Raw genomic sequence first — 23363 nt, forward strand, 5'->3', positions numbered from 1 at the left:
TCTCGTCTGGTCCACTCGGCTCTGTCGTAAATTCTGCGATTGGAAGGAGGCGTTCCGCGAACCGCGGGGCCCTGCCGTTTGCGCCTCACGGGGAACACAGGCGCCGGAAATGCCCCTGCAGAGTTGGACGTGAACCGTGCGGGACAGAGGTCGCGTGCTGAGTGCGGCCACATGGTTCAAGCCCGCCAGACTCTCGGTTGAATGAGTCCTCAAAGCGCGCAGCGGGTGAGTTCCAGCGCACGTTCAGGACAGGATCGCACGCCTCGTGATGCAGGCAGTTCCTCCCCTTCCGCAACTTCAATGTCACCAAGCAGGATGTAACCGTCATCATCGAGTTTGAAGATGTCAGGCGCTTGCGCCGCGCATCGCGCGTGGCCCTGGCATTTGGCCTTTTGGACGATGATGCGCATGGCACTGCCTCCATTGTTTGTGCCCGGCTCGGGGCGGGCCTAAGACCAGTCCAGGATCAAATTTTCGATCCCGAACACATGGCCGCCAGAAGTTATCGGCGCCGTACCCTGCTTGACCCTGAAAGCCGGGATGCGCGCCAGCCACTCCTCCAGGCCAATGACAATCTCCCGCCGGGCAAGGTGTGAGCCAAGGCAACGGTGGGGACCATAGCCAAACGATTCGTGGCGGTTGTCCTCCCGCTCCAAATCAATCGTGTTGGGGCATGCGAATTCCGCCGGGTCACGATTGGCAATCATAGTGGCGCAGGAAACATAGTCCCCCTTCCGGATCGGCGCTCCTTCGAAGTCGATATCTTTCGTGGCCACGCGGATCAACTGAATGGGCGAATAGGCCCGCAGCAATTCTTCGGTTGCGAGCGGGATGCGGTCCGGTTCGCTCCGCAGCAATTGCTGATCTTTGAGGTTGCGTGCGAGGTACGCCAAGTCAAAGCCTATAGCTGCTGCGACCGTGTCGAGCCCAGCGACGAAGACAAGCACGCCGATGCCGCGGACTTGGGTGTCCGTCAGCCGGCGGCCCTCGACCTGTGCCTGCACGATAAAGGTCATGAAATCGTCAACCGCCTCCTGGCGGCGCATGGCTGCAAGTTCGTCGATGAATGCCACGATCGTCCGGGCAGCCACAGGTCGTTCCTTATCGTCGCCGTGGAGCAGATCTTTCCCCCAGCCGACGAATGTATCGAGTCGGTCATCAGGCAACCCCAGAAAGCGAAGAAAGGTGCTCACCGCGAAAGGAAATGCAAAATCCTTCATCACGTCGCAGCTTGTGCCCGACGCGGCGATCCTTTCGATCAGCTCGACCGCCCGTTCGCGGACAGCCGGTTCCAAAGCCAACACCCGCTTTGGCGAAAGCAGCGGATTGAGCAGTGAGCGAAAGACGCCATGGGCCGGTGGATCGAGCTCAAGCGGGATCGTGGGCCAGTTTTCACCCAGTATGGAGGAGAAGATGCTGCGATGGCTGGAAAAAGTCTCTGCATCCTGCAGCACCTTCCGCTGGTCCGCGGCACGGGTGATGACCCAGGTACCCCGGCCATCTTGCGTGTTGTAGCGGGAGTAAAAGATCGGAGGCCCATCATGTACGCGAGCGACAGCTGCGTGTGGATCCCCGTTGAGTGTTGGTGGCATCCCTGGCGATGTAAACAGGCTGAAATCCCTCACCATTTCGGGCGGGACATGATCTGGAACGGGGTTGGTTGCCATTTTGCTTTCTCTACATTGCCGTTCATGGCTCGATCGAGATTGCACCGCTGTTCATAAAGTAGATATCCAGCATGGGTGCGTCTCGTGTCGGGCGCCTTCGAGATTCTGTCGCCCGATCAGCCCACTGCCAGCGCGGATGAGATCGGTTGCGAAGTCAATCAAAAGGCATCTCCGCCTCGCTGCGGTCATGAAGCAAAGCCGCCGCTTATCCCCGATAGGGTTGAGAGGTGGTCAATCCGCTTTGAGCTCCGTGACGCACTGCTGACGCCCCGCTGACCAAATTATCGAAGCAAGTCGCGTGCCGGATAGGCGCACCCCTAGCCTGCGCCAAGCGACGCCAGCCAGCACTGGGCCCGCCGCCACTAAGTTGATGATCACCTGTCCACCATTCTCAGGACAACGTCCGACAACCGACATCCACGGTCGGTTTCGAGTCCACATCGGCCTGTTCGGCCTGGATGCTGCTGCACTGCCTTCCGGTGACGGGCGAGAAGATCGCTCGCACGGCCTGGATTGAGCAACGACGCTATCCAGCGCACGGTTCGGGTGCGGTCCGATAAGACCCGGCGGCGCTTCCGCTTCGGTTCGGCGCTGATGGCATATGCGTTGTTGTAGCCGCTGCAAGGATTTCCGTCAGACGGCGATGCAGTCGTGCGCACCGGTCCGGACGACGACGAGCCTGCCTGTATCGACGCGGTCAATTCCGGCGCGCACGCCTAACCGTGCGTATGCGCTACGACGGCAAGCACTATCGCACATGGACCTAAATGTCGGAACGTGGTGCCGAGTCCTATGGCGGCCGGTTCAATCCGAGGGCCTGTCGGCACACTCTATACATCCCTGTCGCTCGGACCGGGAATGCGTGGCAGACTCTCGGCCAGAGACCGCCAGTCGCTGCGCTCGCGTTCGCCTTCCTTGCGCGTGCCGAAGAACTGGATGATCATCTTGCCGTCGGCGCCATAGGCTTCAATGGACGTGACGTGACCGTCCCTCGTCGGCTTGCGCACGGCCCAGACCTCGCGGATGTGATGGGTCCTCAGATGCAGATGGAAGGTTTCGTCGAGCACATTGATCCGCGGCCCGATCTGCTTGACCGACTTGATCGGGCCGGAATGGATCTGAATGCAACCACGATTGCCGACAAAGCACATGATAGGCATCTCGTCTTCGGCCGCCTGCTGGAACAGGGCGCCAACGGCATCATTGTCGAGCAGCCAGGCGTAATCTTCGTCGGCCATACGCATTGCCTGGCAGCGGCTGAGCTTCAGTGTCTTCAACATATCGTAGAACTGATGCACGTCGCTCAGCCGGCTCCAGTGCTCGCGTAGGTCGTCGGCCGTGGCGGCTTGGTCCGGACTCACTGCGTTATCGCGCGCACCGCCCGCTTCGACCGATATGATCGGCTCCTGGTCGGAGGATACGAGCTGTGCCGCCAGATTCTGATAGGCCTGCAGGTTCGAGGCGGGCCTGAGATGTACTTTGTGCATCGCCTCGCCGGCGGCATCAAAGAATTGCAGGCTGCGGCGGATCTCGGCTCCCTCGCGCTTCTCGACGGCGAAGCCATACGCCCACGCTTTCGGGAAGATGCGCAGGTCGATGTCGTCGCCGAGCACCATGGCATGCTGGTTGCCGGTGACCACTTTGTCGTAGACGCCGATCTTTTGGTGCACGGCACTTTCGTTGCGGGTGAGCGCCATCACCTCGCCGACCGCTTCGAGGCCAGTCAGCAGATCATCGACGCGCGGCTCGATGCGCACCGCGCCGTGACCACAATGCGCCGCGACCAATTCGGCTTCCGAAACGCCCAATCGAGCGGCGAGATCATGCTCCCGGATTTTTGGATTGTCTTTGCACGCCCGCCGGATTTCGTCGGGCGACGGTTTCTCGCGCTGGTCCATGTCTTACCCCTGGTTCTACCTACGTGTAAGGATCAGCTGCCCTGCCGGGGAATCTTCAGGCGATAGGGCGGCCGTAATGCTCGCCCCTGATCTGCTGCTGGCCCATGAACAAAGGGTCGCTGGACAGCGTGCGCACGGCGTCGCACCCGCGCCGAAAACCGGCGAGCATGACATGCCGATGGCATCCCGTTGAGCCGGTCGGCGGCTACTGGGCGGTGTGAGCGAGTATGGGTGTTGTCGCAATCGGCCAGGCGGGCATTCGGATGCCACGGGGCGTCGCTGCTTTGCCAAACAAGGCGTATCTGACCCGGTCCTGACATGTTGCTCCCTTGCTTCGCCCCATCCCCATCGCGAGGGCACCCACGGCATGATTGTGGATCGGCATGCTCTTGCCGCCTCGCCAAACGGAGCCTCAAAAACCGTGCCAATTGCGCCGAAGCAAGCTCAGAAGACGTTCTGTATTTGGTGATGTGAGTTCAACCAAGAACTCAGGCCCAACATTCCTCGTGGCGATCCCGACAAACCCGACAGTACGTGTCGGTTGGCCGACAGCTTCGCAGCAATGCACTCACAAGAAGCACGGCAGTGTCAGAGATGCCGCGCTGTGTTGAAACGTTTTTTTCGCTTTGGCACGGTGCATGCGACGTGATGCGCAAGCAGGTCCCGGACTGAGGAGAATGGAGCCATGATTACGCTCACCGACAACGCTGTTGCCGCCTTCAAGACTGCTCTTTCCCGCGCCAGCGAGCCGGCGGAAGGCTTTCGCATTATGGTCGAGACCGGCGGCTGCGCCGGCTTCAAATACTTAATGGGCTTGGAGAGCGTGTCGCGCGAGGGCGACGCGATCACTGACACAGATGGGATCAAGCTGTTCGTGGACACGGGCTCCCAACCCCTTGTCGCCGGCATGACCGTTGACTTCCTCACCGGGCTCGAATCTTCCGGCTTTGTCTTCGATAACCCCAATGCGCGCGAGAAGTGCGGCTGCGGCAAGTCCTTCAGTTAAACGCCCGAAGGCCCTATGCGGCCGTCGGACTCATTTTGCGGCAGAGGAGACTTATATGGCCGGCACGACAGATGTCCCCGTCCTAAAGACCAAGGAAAACGGATCTCGGGACCGCCATTCGCTTCCGGTAAGGTGCAAAGAACGCCGCCTCCCGAAACAGCTCGGGTCCTGGTGTCACCCGAGCTGCTTGCGGACAGATCGCGCTGCTGTGCCAAATTCGGCTCATCGATAACGTTATCGCGTTCGGGCGTCCTTACGGCTGACGGCGGCCACTGCGAACATGTCCATCTCGACGGAGATCCGGTCTGCGTCAAACACTCCGGGCGTCTGCGCGGGCTGCCAGTTCAGGCCCATTATCATCAACGGCATGCGCCAGAGGCTCAACGAGTCGGTCCGCGCCGCGTCATTCTGGTCAACTGAGGATCGCACCTATGAAGCCTGTCTACCTCGACAACAACGCAACCACACGGGTCGATCCTGCGGTCCTGCAAGCGATGTTGCCGTTCTTTAGGGATCAATTCGGCAACCCTTCGTCGGCGCACGCTCTTGGCGCCTCAGTCAGTGCGGCGGTGACAAAGGCGCGGAGGCAATTGCAAGCGCTGATCGGCGCGGAGTTCGACGATGAGATCACCTTCACCTCGGGTGGGACAGAAAGCGACAATGCAGCGCTTCTTTCAGCGCTCGAGGCGGCGCCCAACCGAACCGAGATCGTGACGTCCGCAGTCGAGCATCCCGCCGTGCTGACGCTCTGCGCGCATCTTGAGAAGACCCGCCGCGTCAAGGTGCATAGGATCCCGGTGGATTGCCGTGGCCGGCTCGACCTCGACGCCTATATGGCCGCCCTCACCCCACAGGTGGCAATCGTATCCATAATGTGGGCGAACAACGAGACTGGTGTGATCTTCCCCGTGGCCAGGCTTTCCGAGTTGGCCAAGGAAGTGGGCGCCCTATTCCATACGGATGCTGTGCAGGCGGTCGGCAAGCTTCCGATGGACCTGAAGTCGACCGCAATCGACATGCTGTCGCTCTCCGGCCACAAGCTGCACGGGCCGAAAGGGATCGGCGCGCTTTTCGTAAAACGCGGCGTCAACTTCCATTCGCTGATCAAGGGGGGACACCAAGAACACAACCGGCGTGCTGGCACCGAGAATACGCCCGGCATAGCCGGGCTCGGCACGGCGGCCGAACTCGCCTTGAAATTCATGGACGACGAGACCACACGGGTAAAGTCGCTCCGCGATCGTCTGGAGGGCGGGATCCTCCAGCGCATCCCAGGCACCTGTGTCACTGGTGATCCCCTGCAACGGTTGCCCAACACCGCAAACATCTCCTTCGAACATGTCGACAGTGATGGAATTCCTCTTCTCCTCAGCCGCATTGGCATCGCGTGTTCCTCTGGCTCGGCCTGCACCTCCGGCTCTCTGGAACCAAGCCATGTCCTAAGCGCGATGAAAACGCCGCACGCGGCAGTCCGCTTCTCCTTGGCGCGGGACAACAGCGAAGAGGATATCGACCGGGTGCTCGAGGTCATGCCGGCAATCGTGGGGAAGCTGCGCAGCTTTTTCGGTTCTGGGCCGGGTAATCCGGTCTATGCGTGAGCGGCAGAAGAACAGGCTACCGGTTATGACCCGTCATGTCTCTCTCAACGATACGACCTTGCGCGATGGCGAGCAGGCGCCGGGCGTCGCCTTTACCACGACGGAAAAGCTGGAGATCGCTGAGTCTCTTGCGGCGGCCGGCGTCACAGAGATCGAGATCGGCACGCCGGTCATGGGCGTCGACGAGATCGAAACAATTCGCGCCGTGGTCGCGCGGCGTCTTCCGGTTCGGCTCATGGCCTGGTGCCGGATGACGTCGTTGGATCTCGATGCAGCGATCGAGAGCGGGGTCCAGGCGGTCAATTTGTCGCTGCCTGCGTCGGACATCCAACTTGCCGCCAAGCTCGGCCTCGACAAGGCGGGAGCGCTCCAGGTCATCGATGATATGGTCAGGCGCGCCGCCGCCGCCGGCTTCTTCGTCGCGGTGGGGTGCGAGGATGCCTCGCGGGCCAATCGGGATCATCTCGCCCGCGTCATCGAGACGGCCGCACGCGCCGGCGCAAGCCGCGTGAGGCTGGCCGACACAGTCGGTGTTCTCGACCCGTTTTCGACCTTCGAACTTGTCGCCCAGCTCGTGGCGCGGTCTCCAATCGACCTTGAATTTCATGCGCACAACGATCTCGGACTTGCTGGCGCCAACACGCTGGCGGCGATCCGCGCAGGCGCGCGCCATGCCTCCGTCACCGTCCTGGGGCTCGGCGAGCGTGCGGGCAATGCCGCGCTGGAAGAGGTGGCCGCCGCGATGGCGGTCTTCGGCGGCGCGGATACCGGCATCGAGCTGACCGCATTGCCCAGCCTCGCCGCCGAGGTGGCCTGGGCCGCCCGCCGGCAGATCGCGGCCACTAAGCCGGTCGTCGGCGCCGATGTTTTCACCCACGAATCCGGCATTCACGTCGCAGGGCTGCTGAAGGACTCGCGCACTTATCAGGGGCTTGATCCGGCTCTCGTGGGCCGCTGCCGGCGGATCGTCATCGGCAAGCATTCCGGCGCCACTGCGATTGCCCATGTGCTGAGCGAAAGCGGTCGCGATCTCGACCCGGATCTGGCAGCCGCGATGGTGGCCCGCGTCCGGCGCGAGGCGGCCGAGACCAAATCGACGCTCACTGCAACTCGACTGGTCGAGCTCTACGATAAAAAGTGCAGCGAGGCGTCCCTCTTCGAGCTGTGCGGGTCCAGGTCAGCCGTGCGCGCGCGCGCAAAGGCCACAGTTTTGCGACCAGGGAGAATGCAATGAATTGTTCCGCTGACAGCCGCCCCATCGATGTCACCGACATCCTCGCACGATTGAAGCGCCTGTCGGCCGCGGAGGAGTTCTTCTCAGTCCTTGGCGTCTCCTATGACCCCAAGGTGCTGAATGTCTCGCGGCTCCATATAATGAAGCGCGTGGGCCAATACCTTGCCGAAGAAGATTTCTCCGGTCTACCCGACCAGGTGATTGCCGCGAGGGTGCGCGCGACGCTCGAACGCGCTTACGAGGACTTTGCGATTTCCTCGCCGCTCACGCATCGGGTCTTCAAGGTGCTCAAGGACCACGATCCGAACAAACCTGCCGCGCCGGGTCACACCTTTGTCCCGTTCGACTCGGTACTGAAGCGGTTCGGACGGGAATGAGCGGCGACAAGGGTTGCGACGCGACAATGTCGAGCAGCCGACAAATCCGGTCATCACCACAGCGCCGTCAGAAGCAACCAGCCGAAGTTGTAGGAAAGGGGGCAGCGCAAGAGACTTGGCACGGATTATGCGGATCAAGGAGATAACCGCAATGCCCGCACCCGGACAGGAGCCTAGAGAAACCGCCAATGCACATCGTAATCTGCATCAAGCAGGTGCCGGACTCGGCACAGATAAGGGTCCATCCGGTGACGAACACAATCATGCGCCAGGGTGTTCCGACCATCATCAACCCTTACGACCTGTTCGCCCTCGAAGAAGCGCTCAGACTGCGCGATGCGTATGGCGGCGAAGTCACTGTGCTCACCATGGGTCCGCCCATGGCAGAGGACGCGCTGCGCAAGGCGCTCGGCTACGGCGCCGACCGAGCGGTGCTCTTGACCGACCGCTATTTTGCCGGCTCCGACACGCTGGCGACCTCGTTCGCCCTTTCACAGGCAATCGCGAAAGTCGGCGAGGCGTTCGGCACGCCAGACCTCGTCTTCACCGGCAAGCAGACGATCGATGGCGACACCGCCCAGGTCGGGCCCGGCATCGCCAAGCGCCTCGGACTCCTGCAACTGACCTATGTTGCGAAGATCCCCTCTATTGACCTTGCTGCAGGCGAGATCAAGGTCGAGCGCCGCTCCGAAGGCGGCACACAGATGCTGAAGAGCAGGCTGCCTTGCCTCATCACCATGCTGGAAGGCACAAACGAGATCCGCCGGGGCTCGATCCACGACGCCTTGTGCGCCGCGCGCAGCCAGGTCTTGAAATGGAGCGCGGCCGACGCCGGCATCGAGGATCTCACCAAATGCGGCCTGCGCGGCTCACCGACGGTCGTCAAGCGTGTTTTCGCCCCTCCTGCTCGAGCTGAAAAGGCGGCACTAATCGACACCGCCGAGAAGGCCTTGCGCGATGTCGCTGACGAACTCATCACCGCAATCTTCACCCGCCAGCCGGCGCTGGAACATGAGCTCGCCTTCAACGGCGGCGCGTGACGGCAAGGAGCAAAACGATGTCGACCGCGAACCGAGAACCCCCTCGCCCTGCCGCCGGCCGCGCCGGCATAAAGAAGGAGCTGCCCGCCCATTTCAAGGACTACCGGCACGTCTGGGTCTTCATCGAGCTCGAACGCGGCCAGGTCCACCCCGTATCATTCGAGCTGCTCGGCGAAGGCCGCAAATTAGCAGACAAGCTTCAGGTCCAGCTTGCAGGCGTCGTGCTCGGACCGCCGGGAGAGGCCGTCGGGAACGCCGTTGCCGAAGCATTCGCGTATGGTGCTGACCTTGTCTACATCGCCGAGGCGCCCCTGCTCGCCGACTATCGGAACGAGCCTTTCACCAAGGCGATGACGGATCTGGTCGATACCCACAAACCCGAAATCCTTCTTCTCGGTGCCACCACACTCGGCAGGGATCTTGCCGGCTCCGTGGCGACGACCTTGCAGACAGGGCTCACGGCCGACTGCACCGAACTCGATGTGGATACCGACAGTTCGCTCGCCGCCACGCGTCCGACTTTCGGCGGTTCCTTGTTGTGCACGATCTATACGCTCAATTTCCGCCCTCAGATGGCGACAGTGCGGCCAAGGGTCATGCCCATGCCGCAGCGGACGGATAAACCGGTCGGGCGTGTCATCCGGCACAAGCTCTCGCTTGCCGAGGACGAGATCGCTACCAAAGTCCTCGGCTTCCTGCCGGACAATCAGTCGGCAAAGGCAAACCTTGCCTATGCCGACGTCGTGGTTGCGGGAGGCCTTGGTCTTGGCGCGGCGGAGAACCTGCAGCTTGTGAAGAACCTCGCGCGAGCAATCGGCGCCGAGCATGGCTGTTCGCGCCCGTTAGTCCAGAAGAGCTGGATGCCAGCTGATCGGCAGATCGGCCAGACTGGCAAGACCATCCGGCCGAAGCTTTACATAGCGGCCGGGATTTCCGGCGCCGTCCAGCATCGGGTTGGCGTCGAGGGGGCGGATCTCATCGTGGCCATCAACACCGACCCGAACGCGCCGATTTTCGATTTCGCTCACCTCGGAATCGTCACCGACGCGATCCGCTTCCTGCCCGCACTGACGGAAGCCTTCACCCGGCGGCTGTCGCCCCACAGTCGCGATAAGCTTGCGAGCTAAGGGACGGACATGATCGAGGAAAACTTCGACGCCATTGTTGTTGGGGCAGGCATGTCCGGAAACGCAGCTGCTTACACCATGGCCAGCCATGGCCTAAAGGTGCTGCAGTTGGAGCGCGGTGAATATCCGGGCTCCAAGAATGTCCAAGGTGCCATCATGTACGCGAACATGCTGGAGAAGATCATCCCGGATTTCAGGGACGATGCGCCTCTCGAGCGGCATTTGGTTGAACAGCGGCTTTGGGTGATGGACGACACATCCCATACCGGGATTCACTATCGGTCGGACGACTTCAATGAGGCCAAGCCCAACCGATACACAATCATCCGTGCCCAGTTCGACAAATGGTTTTCGCGTAAGGTGCGCGAGGCCGGCGCGACGGTTCTGTGCGAGACGACCGTGACGGAGCTCATCCGTGACGCCAAGGACAGGGTGATTGGCGTGCGCACAGACCGGGCCGGCGGAGCCATCTACGCGGACGTGGTCGTTCTCGCAGAAGGTGTCTGCGGACTGCTTGGCACGCGAGCCGGCCTGCGGCAGATGCCGAAGCCACAAACCGTGGCGCTCGCCGTTAAGGAAATGCATTTCCTGCCCGAAGAGGTCATTGAGCAGCGGTTCGGCGTCAAGGGCGATGAAGGCTGCGTGATCGAGGCGGTGGGCACGACCTCCCGCAGCATGGCCGGGCTCGGCTTCCTCTACACCAACAAGGAGTCGATCTCACTGGGCATTGGCTGCCTCGTCTCCGATTTCGCCGCGATGGTCGAGAGCCCCTACGTTCTCCTTGATGCCTTAAAGAGCCATCCTTCGATCCGGCCGCTGATCGCCGGCTCGGAAGTGAAAGAATATTCCGCACACCTCATTCCCGAAGGCGGCTACAAGGCTATTCCGCAGCTGTTTGGCGATGGTTGGGTCGTGGTCGGCGATGCCGCGCAACTGAACAACGCCATTCACCGCGAGGGTTCGAACCTCGCCATGACCTCCGGCCGCATCGCGGCTGAGGCAATCATCGAGGTCAACAGCCGCAACGCTCCTATGACCAAACGAAATCTCGCTCTTTACAAAGCCATGCTGGACAAGTCCTTCGTGGTCAAGGACCTGAAGAAATACAAAGATATGCCGGCCTTGCTCCACACCAATTCCTGCAATTACTTCACAACTTATCCGCGGTTGATGTCNATACAAAGATATGCCGGCCTTGCTCCACACCAATTCCTGCAATTACTTCACAACTTATCCGCGGTTGATGTCCCAAGCCGCGCAGAACTTCATGCGTGTCGACGGCACGCCGAAGATCGAGAAGGAAAAGGCGACCACGGCGGCCTTCATCAAGGCGCGCTCGCGTTGGGGGCTGGTCAGCGACGCGGTCCGCCTTGCATTGGCGTGGCGCTGAAGGGAGACGAAATGACGATCGCAGTGACAAAGTCACGTGTCGAGGACAAGCTTTACCAGAACCGCTACTTGGTGGATTCCGGCCGCCCGCATATCAAAGTGCGACCGCACGAGAGGCCAAGCGCGAACTTGCTCGCGCTTACCCACGTCTGCCCGGCGAAATGTTATGAGTTGAACGACAAAGGTCAAGTGGAGATCACTGCTGACGGCTGCATGGAGTGCGGCACCTGCCGGATTTTGTGTGAGACCAGTGGCGAGATCGAGTGGAACTATCCACGCGGCGGTTTCGGAGTCCTCTTCAAATTCGGATGACCGACGCACGCACGTATTAAGAGGGTTGATCTTGGTACAGTTTAGGTCTCGCCCAACGCCAAGTCTATTTTCTTTGCTTCGATCGTCGCTTTGACGAAGAGAAGCTCGTGAATACTGTGCTTTCAGAATTCAGATAAAAAAGGAGGAGCACTCTGGACGACAACCCCTGAGGTGTTTCCATGACCCACGGACCGCAAGATCGGGTCGACGAGGTTGGACCTCGGGAGACCCGCCCTGAACCGCCCAGCAAAAGCATGCCCCAATCAGATATCGCGCTCAGAGGACTCTACGAGATATCGAAGGTGCTGACCGCCCCCAGCGAGCTGGAGATTACGCTCGCCAATGTCGTGAACGTCCTGCCTTCATTTCTGCAGATGCGTCACGGAGCAATCGTCGTCCTGGACGCTGAAGGAGAGCTGGAGATTGCCGCGACTGCCGGCAATACCCACGTACGTCAATCAGGCACTCGCCGCGTCATACCACAGGCCGTAACAGATCAAATCGTCGCTACGGGGACGCCGCTCTTCATACCGGACGTGCGCAAGTCCCAACTATTTCAGGCTGACCTTCAAACGTCTTCGAGCATCGGAACCATCCCAATTGCCTTTATCGGTATCCCGCTAAAGGCTGATCATGATATCCTTGGGACATTGTCGATCGACCGCGCCGGAGACGGCGCCACCGACTTTCGCGACGACGAGGCCATTTATTTCCTGACGATGGTCGCCAACCTTGTCGGCCGGACCATCCGCCTCCATCGCGCCCTGAGTACAGATCGTCAGCGGTGTGGCCATGAGCAATCGGGACCGGAGAAATCGCCCAACGAGGGGAGGACCTACGACCCTGCCCGGCATGCGGATGCCAAAATCGACGGGATCATCGGGGAAAGCCCCGCACTCAAGCAGGTGCTCGAAACCGTCTCGGTCGTAGCAGGGACCAATTCCACCGTGCTTCTGCGGGGTGAAAGCGGCACGGGCAAGGAATTCTTTGCGCAGGCCATCCATAAGCTCTCACGTCGGAGGAAGAAGTCTTTCGTCAAATTGAACTGCGCCGCACTGTCTGAAAGCGTTCTGGAGTCAGAACTGTTTGGGCATGAAAAGGGCGCTTTCACGGGTGCTATCTCCCAGCGCGCCGGTCGTTTTGAATTGGCAAATGAGGGAACGCTGCTACTTGATGAAATCGGCGAGATTTCGCCGGCCTTTCAAGCCAAGCTGTTGCGTGTCTTGCAGGAAGGCGAGTTGGAGCGAGTCGGCGGCACCAAAACGCTACAGGTCGACGTGCGCCTCATATGCGCCACCAACAAGGACCTCGAGGCGGCCGTCATAAAAGGGGAGTTCAGGGCCGACCTTTATTACCGCATCAATGTCGTGCCAATTATCCTGCCTCCGCTCAGAGAGCGAACCGGCGATATTCCACGCCTTGCGAACGCCTTCCTCAACCGGTTCAACAAGGAGAACGATCGCGCACTAGCCTTCGCGGCGCCGGCGCTTGACCTGATCTCGCAATGTTACTTCCCTGGTAACGTCCGCGAGCTGGAGAACTGCGTCCAAAGGACGGCCACACTTGCGCGCTCAAGGACGATCACTCCATCCGATTTCGCCTGTAAGAAGGGCCAGTGCCTTTCCTGGCTCCTCTGGAAGCGAGCCGACCGCTCGAATGGCGGCAATGCCATCGACGATCTCGCACGGGTCAACGCAGTGCCGGTCGGATTGCGGCTGCCGGCCAGTTGCATCGGTGCCTCCGCAGGCAAGATATCTCCCCTTACGGCCGGCGATCCGAACGATCCCGCTTGTCCCCCGCGTCTGGCGGAACGCGACCGGGTGATCGACGCGATGGACAAGGCCGGTTGGGTTCAGGCCAGGGCGGCTCGTATCCTCGGCCTCACGCCGCGGCAAGTCGGCTACGCCCTGCGCCGGCATGGTATCGTGGTGAAGAAATTCTAGACGTCGTGATGACGTCAACCGTAAGCAGCCCGGAGTGGTCTCGCTCACGCTCTGCGCGCCCGAGGCTGCTAGCCTCGCGACCCTATTTGCGTGTCCACTGTCGTAAGCCCGACAAAGGTTTGTCGGAGCAATCCGAAGAAATCTGACACGATAAGCCTATTCGTGAACCGAAACAGCTCTTTGAGCTGGCATAGCTCTTGCGCTTTGAACTGCGACATCACGCAGCAACGGAGCCGTTCATGTCTGCACCGGCAATTTCGCTTGAGAGCCTCAGCACGACATTCGGTGACCAGTTGCTTGGCACCATGAAACCCGGTGGCTGCGCGTCATCCTGCGGCTCGTCGACAAAGCCCGACGACACGGATCCGGCTGTCTGGGAGAAGATCAAGGATCACCCCTGCTTTTCAGAAGAGGCGCATCACTATTTCGCGCGCATGCACGTCGCGGTCGCGCCGGGCTGCAACATCCAGTGCAACTACTGCAATCGCAAATATGACTGCGCCAACGAAAGCCGGCCTGGGGTGGCCTCTGAAACGCTGACGCCCGACCAGGCGCTACGCAGGGTGATCGCGGTCGCCAGCGAGGTGCCGCAGCTTTCCGTGCTCGGCATCGCCGGACCGGGCGATGCCTGTTACGACTGGAAGAAGACGAAGGCAACCTTCGCGCGGGTTGCCAGGGAAATTCCAGACATCAAGTTTTGCATCTCCACGAATGGGCTGGCGCTGCCGGACCGTGTCGATGAGCTTGCCGACATGAACGTCGATCACGTGACGATCACCATCAACATGGTCGACCCTGAGATTGGTGCAAAGATCTATCCTTGGATCTTTTACGACCATCGCCGCTACGTCGGCATCGAAGCCGCCCGGATCCTGCATGAGCGGCAGATGTTGGGCCTGGAGATGCTGACCGCGCGCGGCATCCTCACCAAAATCAACTCGGTGGTGATCCCGGGCGTGAACGATGAGCATCTGATCGAGGTGAATAGATGGGTCAAGGAGCGAGGCGCGTTCCTGCACAACCTCATGCCGCTGATTTCGGACCCGGGACACGGCACGCATTACGGACTGAGCGGGCAGCGCGGCCCAAACGCAATGGAGATGAAAGCTCTTCAGGATCGTGTCGAAGGCGGCGCCCAGTTGATGCGCCACTGCCGGCAGTGCCGGGCAGATGCCGTCGGCATGCTTGGCGAGGATCGTGGCCAAGAATTCACGGCCGACCGGATTCCCGGCGAGGTCACCTACGATGCCAGCAAGCGTAACGCCTATCGGGAGCTGGTCGCGCAGGAGCGCCGTGATCACGTGGCGGCCAGAAGTGAAGCGATCGGATTGGTCAAGGCAGCGAGGCCCGGCAAATCCGTCCTCTTCGCGGTGGTGACCAAGGGCGGCGGCCGCGTCAACGAACATTTCGGCCATGCGAAGGAATTCCAGGTTTACGAAGCCTCGCCGAGAGGCATCAGCTTTGTCGGGCATCGCAAGGTCGAGCAGTATTGTCTCGGCGGCCGGAGCGCAGAGGCCACCCTCGATGGCGTCATCGCAGCGCTGGAAGGCGTAGACATCGTGCTGTGCGCCAAGATTGGAAATTGCCCGCAGGATCAGCTCGCGGAGGCTGGAATACAAGCGACCGATGCTTATGCCCATGACTATATCGAGACCGCAATCAGTGCGATTTGCGCCGCCGCATCTGGAACTCCCGCACTCGCGGCGACGGCCTGAGCTGTCTCATTCATTCGGACCAGGAGTTAAAATGGCTTTCAAGATCATCGCATCCCAATGCACCCAATGCGGCGCCTGCGAATTCGAATGTCCTTCCGGCGCGATCAAGTTCAAAGGCGAGAGCTACGTGATCGAGTCACAGAAGTGCACCGAATGCGAGGGGGTCTTCGATGCGCAGCAATGTGCCTCGGTATGCCCGGTGCCGAAGACCTGCGTTCCTGCGTGACCACATGGCTGCCGACATGGTTGGGGCTGCCTACGCAGGACGCCTGGAACGCCTTGTTCACAACCTGCAGCCGCAAGAGAAATCAGGGAACGGACATGTCGCTCAGACGCGAAGAGGAGATCGAAATCCGCAGGCCGCCACGATTCATGCCGGGAGAGCGGGTACGTGCTACTCGCCACATAAAGAATGACGGCACCTATCCTGGCAGGGAGATCGGCGAAAATCTCGTGCGGAAGGGCGATGAGGGATATGTGCGTGACGTCGGCACCTTTCTCCAGCAGTTCTTCATCTATGCGGTCGAGTGGATCGACCGTGGCACCGTCGTCGGCATGCGAGCGCGTGAACTGATGAGCCTCGACAAAGCCGAGGCGTTCTGCAGTGCTGAAAGCAATTCCAATGAAGGGACGGCCAGATGAAAGTCATGATCCGCAGGACCGATGCTGGCTTGTCGGCGTATGTCCCCAAAAAAGACCTCGAAGAGCCGATCATCAAGCTCGAGAAGGAAGAGTTGTGGGGCGGAACGGTCACGCTCAGGAACGGGTGGCGGCTCCTCCTACCCGATCTTCCACGGGATACGCGTCTGCCGATCACTGTCGAGGCAAGGAAGGTTTCCGAAGAGGACTGATGCTGCCCCTAGGTGCGTCGCGAGGAAACGAGCATGAACACGATCCTGACATCGGACCACCTCGTCATCGTGCGGGACAGTTTTGCCGATAAGCTGCTTGACTTGGCGAAGGAAGCGCTCGCCGCCGATGAGGTGATCCCCTANCTCCCACATGATACGCGTCTGCCGATCACCGTCGAGGCAAGGAAGATTTCCGAAGAGGGCTGATGCTGCCCCTAGGTGCGTCGCGAGGAAACGAGCATGAACACGATCCTGACATCGGACCACCTCGTCATAGTGCGGGACAGTTTTGCCGATAAGCTGCTTGACTTGGCGAAGGAAGCGCTCGCCGCCGATGAGGTGATCCCCTATCTCGGTCCGGGTCTTCTTGGGTTGAACTGTGCGGAACCGCCAGTGCCGCATACTCCGGAGGTCGTTGCCGCGGCACTCAATGCACGGGCGCCCGCCCCTTCCAGGATCCGCACCAATATGTGGTCGGTTGCGCAGTTCATCGAACAGCGCCGGCATCGCCGGACGCTTCAAGCTTGGATGACCGAGATATTCGCAGCGCCGGTGAGGCCAACCCTCCTCCACGCTTGGCTCGCAAGGCTGCCGCTCTCCCTCATCATCGACAGCTGGTATGACAGCGCGATGCGCACGGCTCTCGTGGAGACCGGCCGAACGGACGTCGTTGAGATACAAGGCGTCACGCGGGCGAACGAAATCGGCAACATTTGGACGAAAACCTACGATTTGTCCGGGAGGGAGCTCGACGCTCGATCGGGGGCAAAGACGGTCCTCTATGCACCTCACGGGAGCAGTAGGCCCTCGCAAAACTTTCTCGTCGCAGATTCCGACTATGTCGAAGTCCTGACCGAAATTGATATCCAGACACCGATCCCAGACGTGGTGAAGGAACGGCGCATCACCCGTGGATTTTTCTTCGTTGGCTGCCGCTTCAACGATCAGATGCTGCGCACCTACGCCAGACAGATCATGAAGCGCTCCCGCGGTCCCTACTGCACTGTAATGGACGCGGAAACCCTGACCAGAAACGAAGCGCGTTTCCTTGCGGCAAGCGGAANGCGGTCCCTACTGCACTGTAATGGACGCGGAAACCCTGACCAGAAACGAAGCGCGTTTCCTTGCGGCAAGCGGAATCACGGTGATCGACATGCCACTTAGTCAAGCGGCGGCTCGGCTTCTGGGAACGGGCACGGCTGCAGGTTGAGGACGGGATTAAAATGGCGGTCGCCTTTGATGATGCGTCCTTCGGCTTTCCTCGAAGGCGCAAAATGCAGTCGGGAATACACCCGTGAACAGTGATGCTGTCGGCAGCGCAACGAACGCTCTGAATTCGTTCACCCATGTTGAAGCGGCCCGCTGGGGCCGGGATTTGAGTACGCTGTTGCGCATAACGCGTATGAATTTTCGGCATCCCTGGCAAGTCGCCTTCGCTATGGGCTCGACGATCATGGCGGCAATCCTCCAGTTGCTCATTCCCCAGCTTCTCGGCCGGGCTGTCGACCAGGCCCAGACAGCCATCGGGGGCGGTGTCGCCGGGAGCGCGGCAGGACAAGCGCTCTGGACCCCGGCTCTCCTGCTGCTCGCCGTCAGCGCGCTACGCGGCCTTTTCACGATGGCGCAGAACTATTTTGCCGAAGCCGTCGGGCATCATGTCGCGTACGAACTGCGGCTCGCCTACTACGACAAGATCCAGCGTCTCAGCTTTTCCTTTCACGACCGGGTCCATTCAGGCGATCTGATCACCATCGGAATGCTCGATCTCCAAGGCGTGCGGATGTATTTTTCCACCGCGCTCGTTCGCGTGGTCCTGCTCACCATGCTGATCGGGATCGGCGCCTACATGATGATCTCGACCGATCCCATGCTCGGCCTGGTCGCGCTGAGCTTCGTGCCTTTTGTCGCCTGGCGCTCATCGACCACACAGCTTAGGCTGCGCGCCACCTGGCTCGACCTCTATGAGCGCCTTTCGGTACTAAGCCGCGTGATGAAGGAAAATCTCGCAGGCATCCGCGTGGTCCGCGCTTTTGCGGCTCAATCCTATGAGATGCTGAAGTTCGACCGCGCTTCCAAGACCGCGCTCGGCCTCGCCAAGGATCTCGTTGACATCTACGTACCCAGCACGTCGGCGATGACCTTGTCCTTCTTTTTCGCAATGGGATTGGTGCTTTGGATCGGTGGCAACAAGCTCGTCGCTGGCGAGATCAGCGTCGGAACGATGGCGACCTTCCTGACCTTCATGACCATCCTGCAAATGCCAGTCCGCCAGATCGGCCTGATGGTCAATGCCTTTGCCCGCGCTTCCAGCTGCGGTTCGCGGCTTTTCGGTCTCCTCGATCAGGAGATCACGATCAGGGATGCTCTCGAGGCCAGACCGCTTGAGATAAGCGTCGGCACTCTGCGCTTCCACAATGTCTCATTTGCGTACCCCAATGTCGAAAACCGCGCCATTCTGAAGAACCTCAGCTTTGAGGCCCGGAGAGGCGAGACGATCGCGATCGTCGGTCCGCAGGGTTCCGGCAAATCGACGATGGCTCATCTGATCCCCCGCTTTTACGACGTGACCGGTGGCGCCATCACGTTGGACGGCCAGGATATACGCAATGTCACGCTCGAGAGCCTTCGCAAGGCGGTTGCCGTTGTACAGCAGGATGCGTTCCTATTCACCACCACGATTGAGAACAACATCGCTTATGGCGACCCCTGGGCGAAGAGACAGCGAATTGAACACGCTGGCGAATTCGCCCAGCTCCACGACTACATTCTAGGGCTCCCAGCAGGGTATGAGACGGTCGTGGGAGAACGCGGCGTCTCTCTGTCTGGCGGCCAGCGCCAGCGTCTCACGATTGCTCGCACCATGATGCTGCGCCCCTCTGTCGTCGTTTTCGACGACTCGATGGCCGCGATCGATGCCGGCACCGAGNCGCACCATGATGCTGCGCCCCTCTGTCGTCGTTTTCGACGACTCGATGGCCGCGATCGATGCCGGCACCGAGCAGCGCATTCGCGCGGCGACGCGGCGCTTCGCCAAGGATCGGGTGACGATCATCATCGCGCACCGGCTGAGTGCGCTTATGCATGCCGATCAGATCCTTTTTGTGGATAACGGCGAAATCGTAGAACGCGGCAAGCATGAAGAGCTTCTGGCGAAGCGGGGACGCTACAAAGCCCTTTACGATCTCCAGACGCGCCCAGGTGATATCATATGACCCAGTATGGGGGCGCCCGCTGATGGACCAAGGCCCCGGCGAACTCGAAGCCGAACGTGACGACGGCAGACGCCCTCCGCGCGCGGTCGTCGGCTCGCACCGGATCGAGGAGGAGATGTTCGGCCGGGCTTTCGACAAGAGCATCCTCCGCCGGATCTGGGGCTTCGTCCATCCCTATCGGGCAAAGGTAGTTGTCACGATTGTCGCGATGCTGATCTTCACCGGGACGCAGCTTCTCATCCCCTTGATCATCCGCTACGCGATCGACAACGGCATGAACCCGGCAGGGAGCGATCGCTCAGCCCAGCTTGCNTCCCCTTGATCATCCGCTACGCGATCGACAACGGCATGAACCCGGCAGGGAGCGATCGCTCAGCCCAGCTTGCGGCCGTCGGCGCGTTCCTTTTGGCGATTTTGGTCAATTTCGCCGCCGGTTACATGCAGGAAACCTTGGATGGGAAAATTGCCGAAGCTGTCCTGTTCGACATCCGCCGCGCCATGTTTGGCCATCTGCAAAAGGTTTCGCTCTCTTTCATGGACAAGACTGAGGTCGGACGCCTGATNTCCCCTTGATCATCCGCTACGCGATCGACAACGGCATGAACCCGGCAGGGAGCGATCGCTCAGCCCAGCTTGCCGCCGTCGGCGCGTTCCTTTCGGCGATTTTGGTCAATTTCGCCGCCGGTTACATGCAGGAAACCTTGGATGGGAAAATTGCCGAAACTGTCCTGTTCGACATTCGCCGCGCCATGTTTGGCCATCTGCAAAAGGTTTCGCTCTCTTTCATGGACAAGACTGAGGTCGGACGCCTGATNCGCCGCGCCATGTTTGGCCATCTGCAAAAGGTTTCGCTCTCTTTCATGGACAAGACTGAGGTCGGACGCCTGATGTCGCGCCTGCAAGGCGACGTTAACTCCATACAGGAGTTCCTGGAAACCTCGGTATATTCCCTAGGCGATGTTGCACTTCTCTTCGGCATCGTATTCGTAATGCTGTGGCTCGACTTCCGCCTCGGCCTCCTGACGCTGTCGGTTCTGCCGATCCTGGTGATCGTCCGCATTGTCTGGCTGCCGCGCGCCCGCGACGCCTTCATGGCTGCACACGAAACCAATTCCGTCGTCAATGGCGCGCTGGCCGAAGCCATTCACGGCGTGCGGACCATACAGTCGATGGATCGCCAGCAGGTGAATTTCATTCTTTTTGACGACCGGGCCCATGCCAACCTCAGGACCCAACTGATCGCTGCCAGATATGCACTGGTCATGGTGCCTATCGTCGATGGCCTCACCGGCCTCGCCTTGGCCGCCGTTATTGTGGTTGGCGGCTCGATGGTCGTGAATAGCCGTGTAGATGTGGGCGTGTTGGTAGCCTACCTGTTTTACATCCAGCGCTTCTTTGACCCGATCCGCTCACTCACCCTGCAATATTCGATCATGCAGCGCGCCATGGCCTCAGGCAAGCGCCTGACCGATGTGCTCGACGTCAAGATCGATGTTCAGGACAAACCCAATGCCGAGGTGCTTTCGCCCGAAATGGACGGCTCGGTCGAGTTTAGGCACGTCACCTTCGGCTACGATCCGAACCGTTCGGTTCTGAAAAATGTCTCCTTCAGGGTCAATCCCGGCGAGACGGTCGCACTGGTCGGACCGAGCGGTTCTGGCAAATCGAGTGCGATGGCCCTGGTCCACCGCTTCTATGATGTTCAGCAGGGTCAGGTGCTGGTCGGCGGGCATGATGTGCGCGACCTCACCCAGGAATCGCTCGGCCGCCAGGTCGCCATGGTGCTGCAGGAGCCATTCCTGTTCACCGGGACGGTCTTCGAGAACATTCGATACCAGAAGACGGACGCCACGCGCGACAAGGTGATCGAGGCGGCGAAGGCGGTCGGCGCGCATGACTTCGTCATGAGCCTCGCCGACGGGTATGAGACCCAACTTGGCGAACGCGGCGACAACTTATCTCTCGGCCAGCGCCAGCTTATCAGTTTCGCCCGCGCCCTCGTCGCTGACGCCAAGATCCTCGTGCTCGACGAAGCGACCGCCAACATCGACAGCTACACGGAATTGCAGATTCAGAAGGCTCTGATCAAGCTGCTTGAAGGGCGGACTGGCCTCGTCATCGCCCACCGTCTCGCCACGATCCGGGGGGCCGACCGCATCATCGTGCTTCAGAATGGCCAAGTTGTTGCGACTGGCAACCACGATGAGCTAATAGCTATGGGCGGCCTGTATTCCAAACTCTACTATCTCAACTACGCCTCCTTCGACGACATTCCCGAACACGAGACCACCGTCCAAGCTGGCTCCCAGACCTGAGTTTTTGGCGGCCTTGTGGTAGTGGCGTTGACTTTCGGGCGTGTCGGCGGACCACTCAGGCCACCGCAGACGGCTAGCAGGCAGCATTCAAGGACAAGCACTCCTCGCAGTTCGTGAAGACCGGCTGCGAACGATTTCCTCCAGCATCGTATCCCGACCGCGGTGCACCCCCATCATCGGGCGAGCTCGCTCCTGGTGGTGGCTGGGGGTAGCAAAGCCGCTCGCGAGCGCGCCCTCAACAGCGCCGTAGCGAGTGGCGGCTTTGCTACCGCCGGGCCGCTGATGAAGCTGGAGGCGCCGCACCGACGCCGCCCCAGGCGAGAAGAACCTCTGCGGCGGGCTATGGCGACGGGTAGCGCGAGCGCGACGAGCAGACGCGTGCCTGCATCGTGACGCGCTCGGCCATCTCTCCTTAGGATCATGCAGGTTCACAAGATGGCCCAGACGCCAGCCAACGCACAAACCTGGTATTCTGTGCCGCCGGACCGGCTCGTCGTCAGTTTGGCCTCCCTCCCGATTCCCCGTCCCCATCACGTGCACGCTAGAGCACGTCGATGTGAGGGAGCGCTGTGACCGCGAATTTCATGGTCAGCCAAATCGAGCCATGATTTCGGATTGAATGGTCGTCGCGGTGTACAGGGAAGCATCTAGTGGCAGATTTCCAAATGCCAGTTGACAAAGCAGGTAGTTGGCACCTGCCACTTCCAACTGACCTAACAGAGCTTTTCGCACAGATTCTGCTGATCCTACCACGCACAATTCACTCTCGACTGCCGCGTCGAAGGTCAGCGGCAGGTTTGGTGGAGTGGGGATAGCGTTAAGCTCGTAAAGGAATTGGAAGCTCTTGAGCCAGCGTTCGTAAGCAGGTGCCGCGAGCGAATAGGCATGTGTGTCACAACGCCCAACCACGACCATGCGGAGCAATCCGATAAATTGCGCCTGATCCCCCGCGCCAGCGTTGTCCTCTCGATAGGCGCGGAACGCATCAGTAGTTTTGCGAACAGAAGAGGAGGGTCCTACACACGCGATATTTGTTCCATTCGCAGCCGCCCAAGCTGCGGACTCGGGTCGATTGGCAGCGACCCATGTCGGCGGATGTGGACGCTGATGAGGTCTTAGCGTCAAAGGAACGTCATTGAGATCAAAATGGCAGCCTTGATAGCATAGCGTGCCGACCTTCATCGGATTAACAAGTATTTCCATGAGGATTTCGCTGGCTTCGGCATAACGGCCCGGCACCGCGTCCGCACCGATCCCGAAGTAGCCCAATTCGATCGGGAGAGCACCGCGCCCTATGCCCAGTTCGAGCCTGCCACCGCTCAACTGGTCCAGCATACAGATCTCTTCGAACGCACGCAGCGGATGATAAAGCGCAAGCAGCATCACCAAGGGTCCGAGACGCAAGCGCCGGGTGCGCTGGGCGACGCTCGATAAGAACAGATTCGGCGATGGACCTCTCCCATGGGGAGTACAGTGGTGTTCTGCGAGATGATAGGCATAGAACCCCAGCTGATCGCACGCCTCTGCTAACATCAGGCGATCTTCGTATTGCCGACCGATGTCGCGGCCATCCTCGTCCAGATGATCGAAGATGCCGAACGCTAAGTTTGAAGGAAAGACGTTTGTCACTCGATAAGTCCCCGATTTTAAAAGCAGGCTGTTCTCTTGCTGGGATGACC

At 60.3% G+C, this 23363-nt stretch carries 17 protein-coding genes and 5 pseudogenes; 18 read left to right on the forward strand and 4 right to left on the reverse strand.

Features of this window, described 5'->3' with window-relative positions; translation table 11 throughout:
* Positions 1-209: 209 nt before the first annotated feature.
* The 3 genes from X742_RS162370 to X742_RS162360 form a co-directional block, all read right to left on the reverse strand.
* A complete protein-coding gene (locus tag X742_RS162370; protein ID WP_023770879.1) occupies positions 210-410 on the reverse strand; it encodes a ferredoxin in 201 nt (66 codons plus the stop codon).
* A 39-nt stretch (positions 411-449) separates the two neighbouring features.
* Positions 450-1667, reverse strand: a complete 1218-nt coding sequence (locus X742_RS162365) for a cytochrome P450 (protein WP_023770880.1) — start codon at positions 1665-1667, stop codon at positions 450-452.
* Positions 1668-2497: 830 nt separating this feature from the next.
* Complete coding sequence (locus tag X742_RS162360; protein ID WP_023770881.1) at positions 2498-3565, reverse strand: hemin-degrading factor; 1068 nt, start codon at positions 3563-3565, stop codon at positions 2498-2500.
* Between the two features lie 685 nt (positions 3566-4250).
* Here X742_RS162360 and X742_RS162355 point away from each other — a divergent pair.
* The 18 genes and pseudogenes from X742_RS162355 to X742_RS162280 form a co-directional block, all read left to right on the forward strand.
* A complete protein-coding gene (locus tag X742_RS162355; protein ID WP_023770883.1) occupies positions 4251-4571 on the forward strand; it encodes an iron-sulfur cluster assembly accessory protein in 321 nt (106 codons plus the stop codon).
* Positions 4572-5002: 431 nt separating this feature from the next.
* Positions 5003-6169 carry a cysteine desulfurase NifS gene (gene nifS / locus X742_RS162345; RefSeq protein ID WP_023770884.1) on the forward strand — a complete coding sequence of 389 codons (1167 nt, stop codon included), beginning with the start codon at positions 5003-5005 and terminating at the stop codon, positions 6167-6169.
* A gap of 25 nt (positions 6170-6194) precedes the next feature.
* Complete coding sequence (nifV, locus tag X742_RS162340; RefSeq protein WP_023770885.1) at positions 6195-7403, forward strand: homocitrate synthase; 1209 nt, start codon at positions 6195-6197, stop codon at positions 7401-7403.
* Entirely contained in the window at positions 7400-7780 is a 381-nt protein-coding gene (nifW, locus tag X742_RS162335; RefSeq protein ID WP_023736300.1) for a nitrogenase stabilizing/protective protein NifW, read from the forward strand. The genes nifV and nifW overlap by 4 nt, the downstream gene beginning before the upstream one ends.
* A gap of 188 nt (positions 7781-7968) precedes the next feature.
* The gene (locus X742_RS162330) at positions 7969-8820 is read left to right on the forward strand and encodes an electron transfer flavoprotein subunit beta/FixA family protein (RefSeq protein WP_023770886.1); all 852 of its coding nucleotides are present in this window, start codon (positions 7969-7971) and stop codon (positions 8818-8820) included.
* Between the two features lie 17 nt (positions 8821-8837).
* The gene (locus X742_RS162325) at positions 8838-9947 is read left to right on the forward strand and encodes an electron transfer flavoprotein subunit alpha/FixB family protein (protein WP_023770887.1); all 1110 of its coding nucleotides are present in this window, start codon (positions 8838-8840) and stop codon (positions 9945-9947) included.
* 9 nt (positions 9948-9956) lie between these two features.
* Positions 9957-11337, forward strand: a pseudogene (locus tag X742_RS01000000169765) (FAD-binding protein).
* 11 nt (positions 11338-11348) lie between these two features.
* Positions 11349-11648: a ferredoxin family protein gene (locus X742_RS162320; RefSeq protein WP_023678245.1), complete on the forward strand. Its 300-nt coding sequence runs from the start codon at positions 11349-11351 to the stop codon at positions 11646-11648.
* Between the two features lie 254 nt (positions 11649-11902).
* Positions 11903-13591 (forward strand): nif-specific transcriptional activator NifA, encoded by a 1689-nt coding sequence (gene nifA / locus X742_RS0136180; RefSeq protein WP_245275521.1) that lies wholly within the window; start codon positions 11903-11905, stop codon positions 13589-13591.
* A gap of 239 nt (positions 13592-13830) precedes the next feature.
* Entirely contained in the window at positions 13831-15306 is a 1476-nt protein-coding gene (nifB, locus tag X742_RS162315) for a nitrogenase cofactor biosynthesis protein NifB (protein ID WP_023770890.1), read from the forward strand.
* A 31-nt stretch (positions 15307-15337) separates the two neighbouring features.
* Positions 15338-15532, forward strand: coding sequence for a 4Fe-4S dicluster domain-containing protein (locus X742_RS162310; protein WP_023672218.1), 195 nt, complete (start codon positions 15338-15340; stop codon positions 15530-15532).
* Between the two features lie 95 nt (positions 15533-15627).
* Positions 15628-15948, forward strand: coding sequence for a nitrogen fixation protein NifZ (locus X742_RS162305; protein WP_023770891.1), 321 nt, complete (start codon positions 15628-15630; stop codon positions 15946-15948).
* Positions 15945-16157, forward strand: a complete 213-nt coding sequence (nifT, locus tag X742_RS162300; protein WP_023678250.1) for a putative nitrogen fixation protein NifT — start codon at positions 15945-15947, stop codon at positions 16155-16157. The genes X742_RS162305 and nifT overlap by 4 nt, the downstream gene beginning before the upstream one ends.
* Before the next feature lie 240 nt (positions 16158-16397).
* Positions 16398-17367 (forward strand): annotated as a pseudogene (locus tag X742_RS162295) (SIR2 family protein).
* Between the two features lie 84 nt (positions 17368-17451).
* A pseudogene (locus X742_RS01000000169770) lies at positions 17452-19369 on the forward strand (ABC transporter ATP-binding protein).
* A gap of 22 nt (positions 19370-19391) precedes the next feature.
* Positions 19392-19685, forward strand: a pseudogene (locus tag X742_RS162290) (ABC transporter ATP-binding protein); the annotation flags it as partial.
* A 32-nt stretch (positions 19686-19717) separates the two neighbouring features.
* On the forward strand, positions 19718-19942 hold the full coding sequence (locus X742_RS162285; RefSeq protein WP_245275522.1) for an ABC transporter transmembrane domain-containing protein: 225 nt from the start codon (positions 19718-19720) through the stop codon (positions 19940-19942).
* Positions 19936-21684 (forward strand): annotated as a pseudogene (locus X742_RS162280) (ABC transporter ATP-binding protein); the annotation flags it as partial. The gene X742_RS162285 and the pseudogene X742_RS162280, both read left to right, overlap by 7 nt.
* A gap of 588 nt (positions 21685-22272) precedes the next feature.
* Here the strand turns inward: X742_RS162280 and X742_RS162275 are convergent.
* The gene (locus X742_RS162275; RefSeq protein ID WP_023770897.1) at positions 22273-23313 is read right to left on the reverse strand and encodes an LLM class flavin-dependent oxidoreductase; all 1041 of its coding nucleotides are present in this window, start codon (positions 23311-23313) and stop codon (positions 22273-22275) included.
* Between the last annotated feature and the right edge of the window lie 50 nt (positions 23314-23363).

It is taken from the genome of Mesorhizobium sp. LNHC229A00 (assembly GCF_000502415.1).
Classification (GTDB): Bacteria; Pseudomonadota; Alphaproteobacteria; order Rhizobiales; family Rhizobiaceae; genus Mesorhizobium.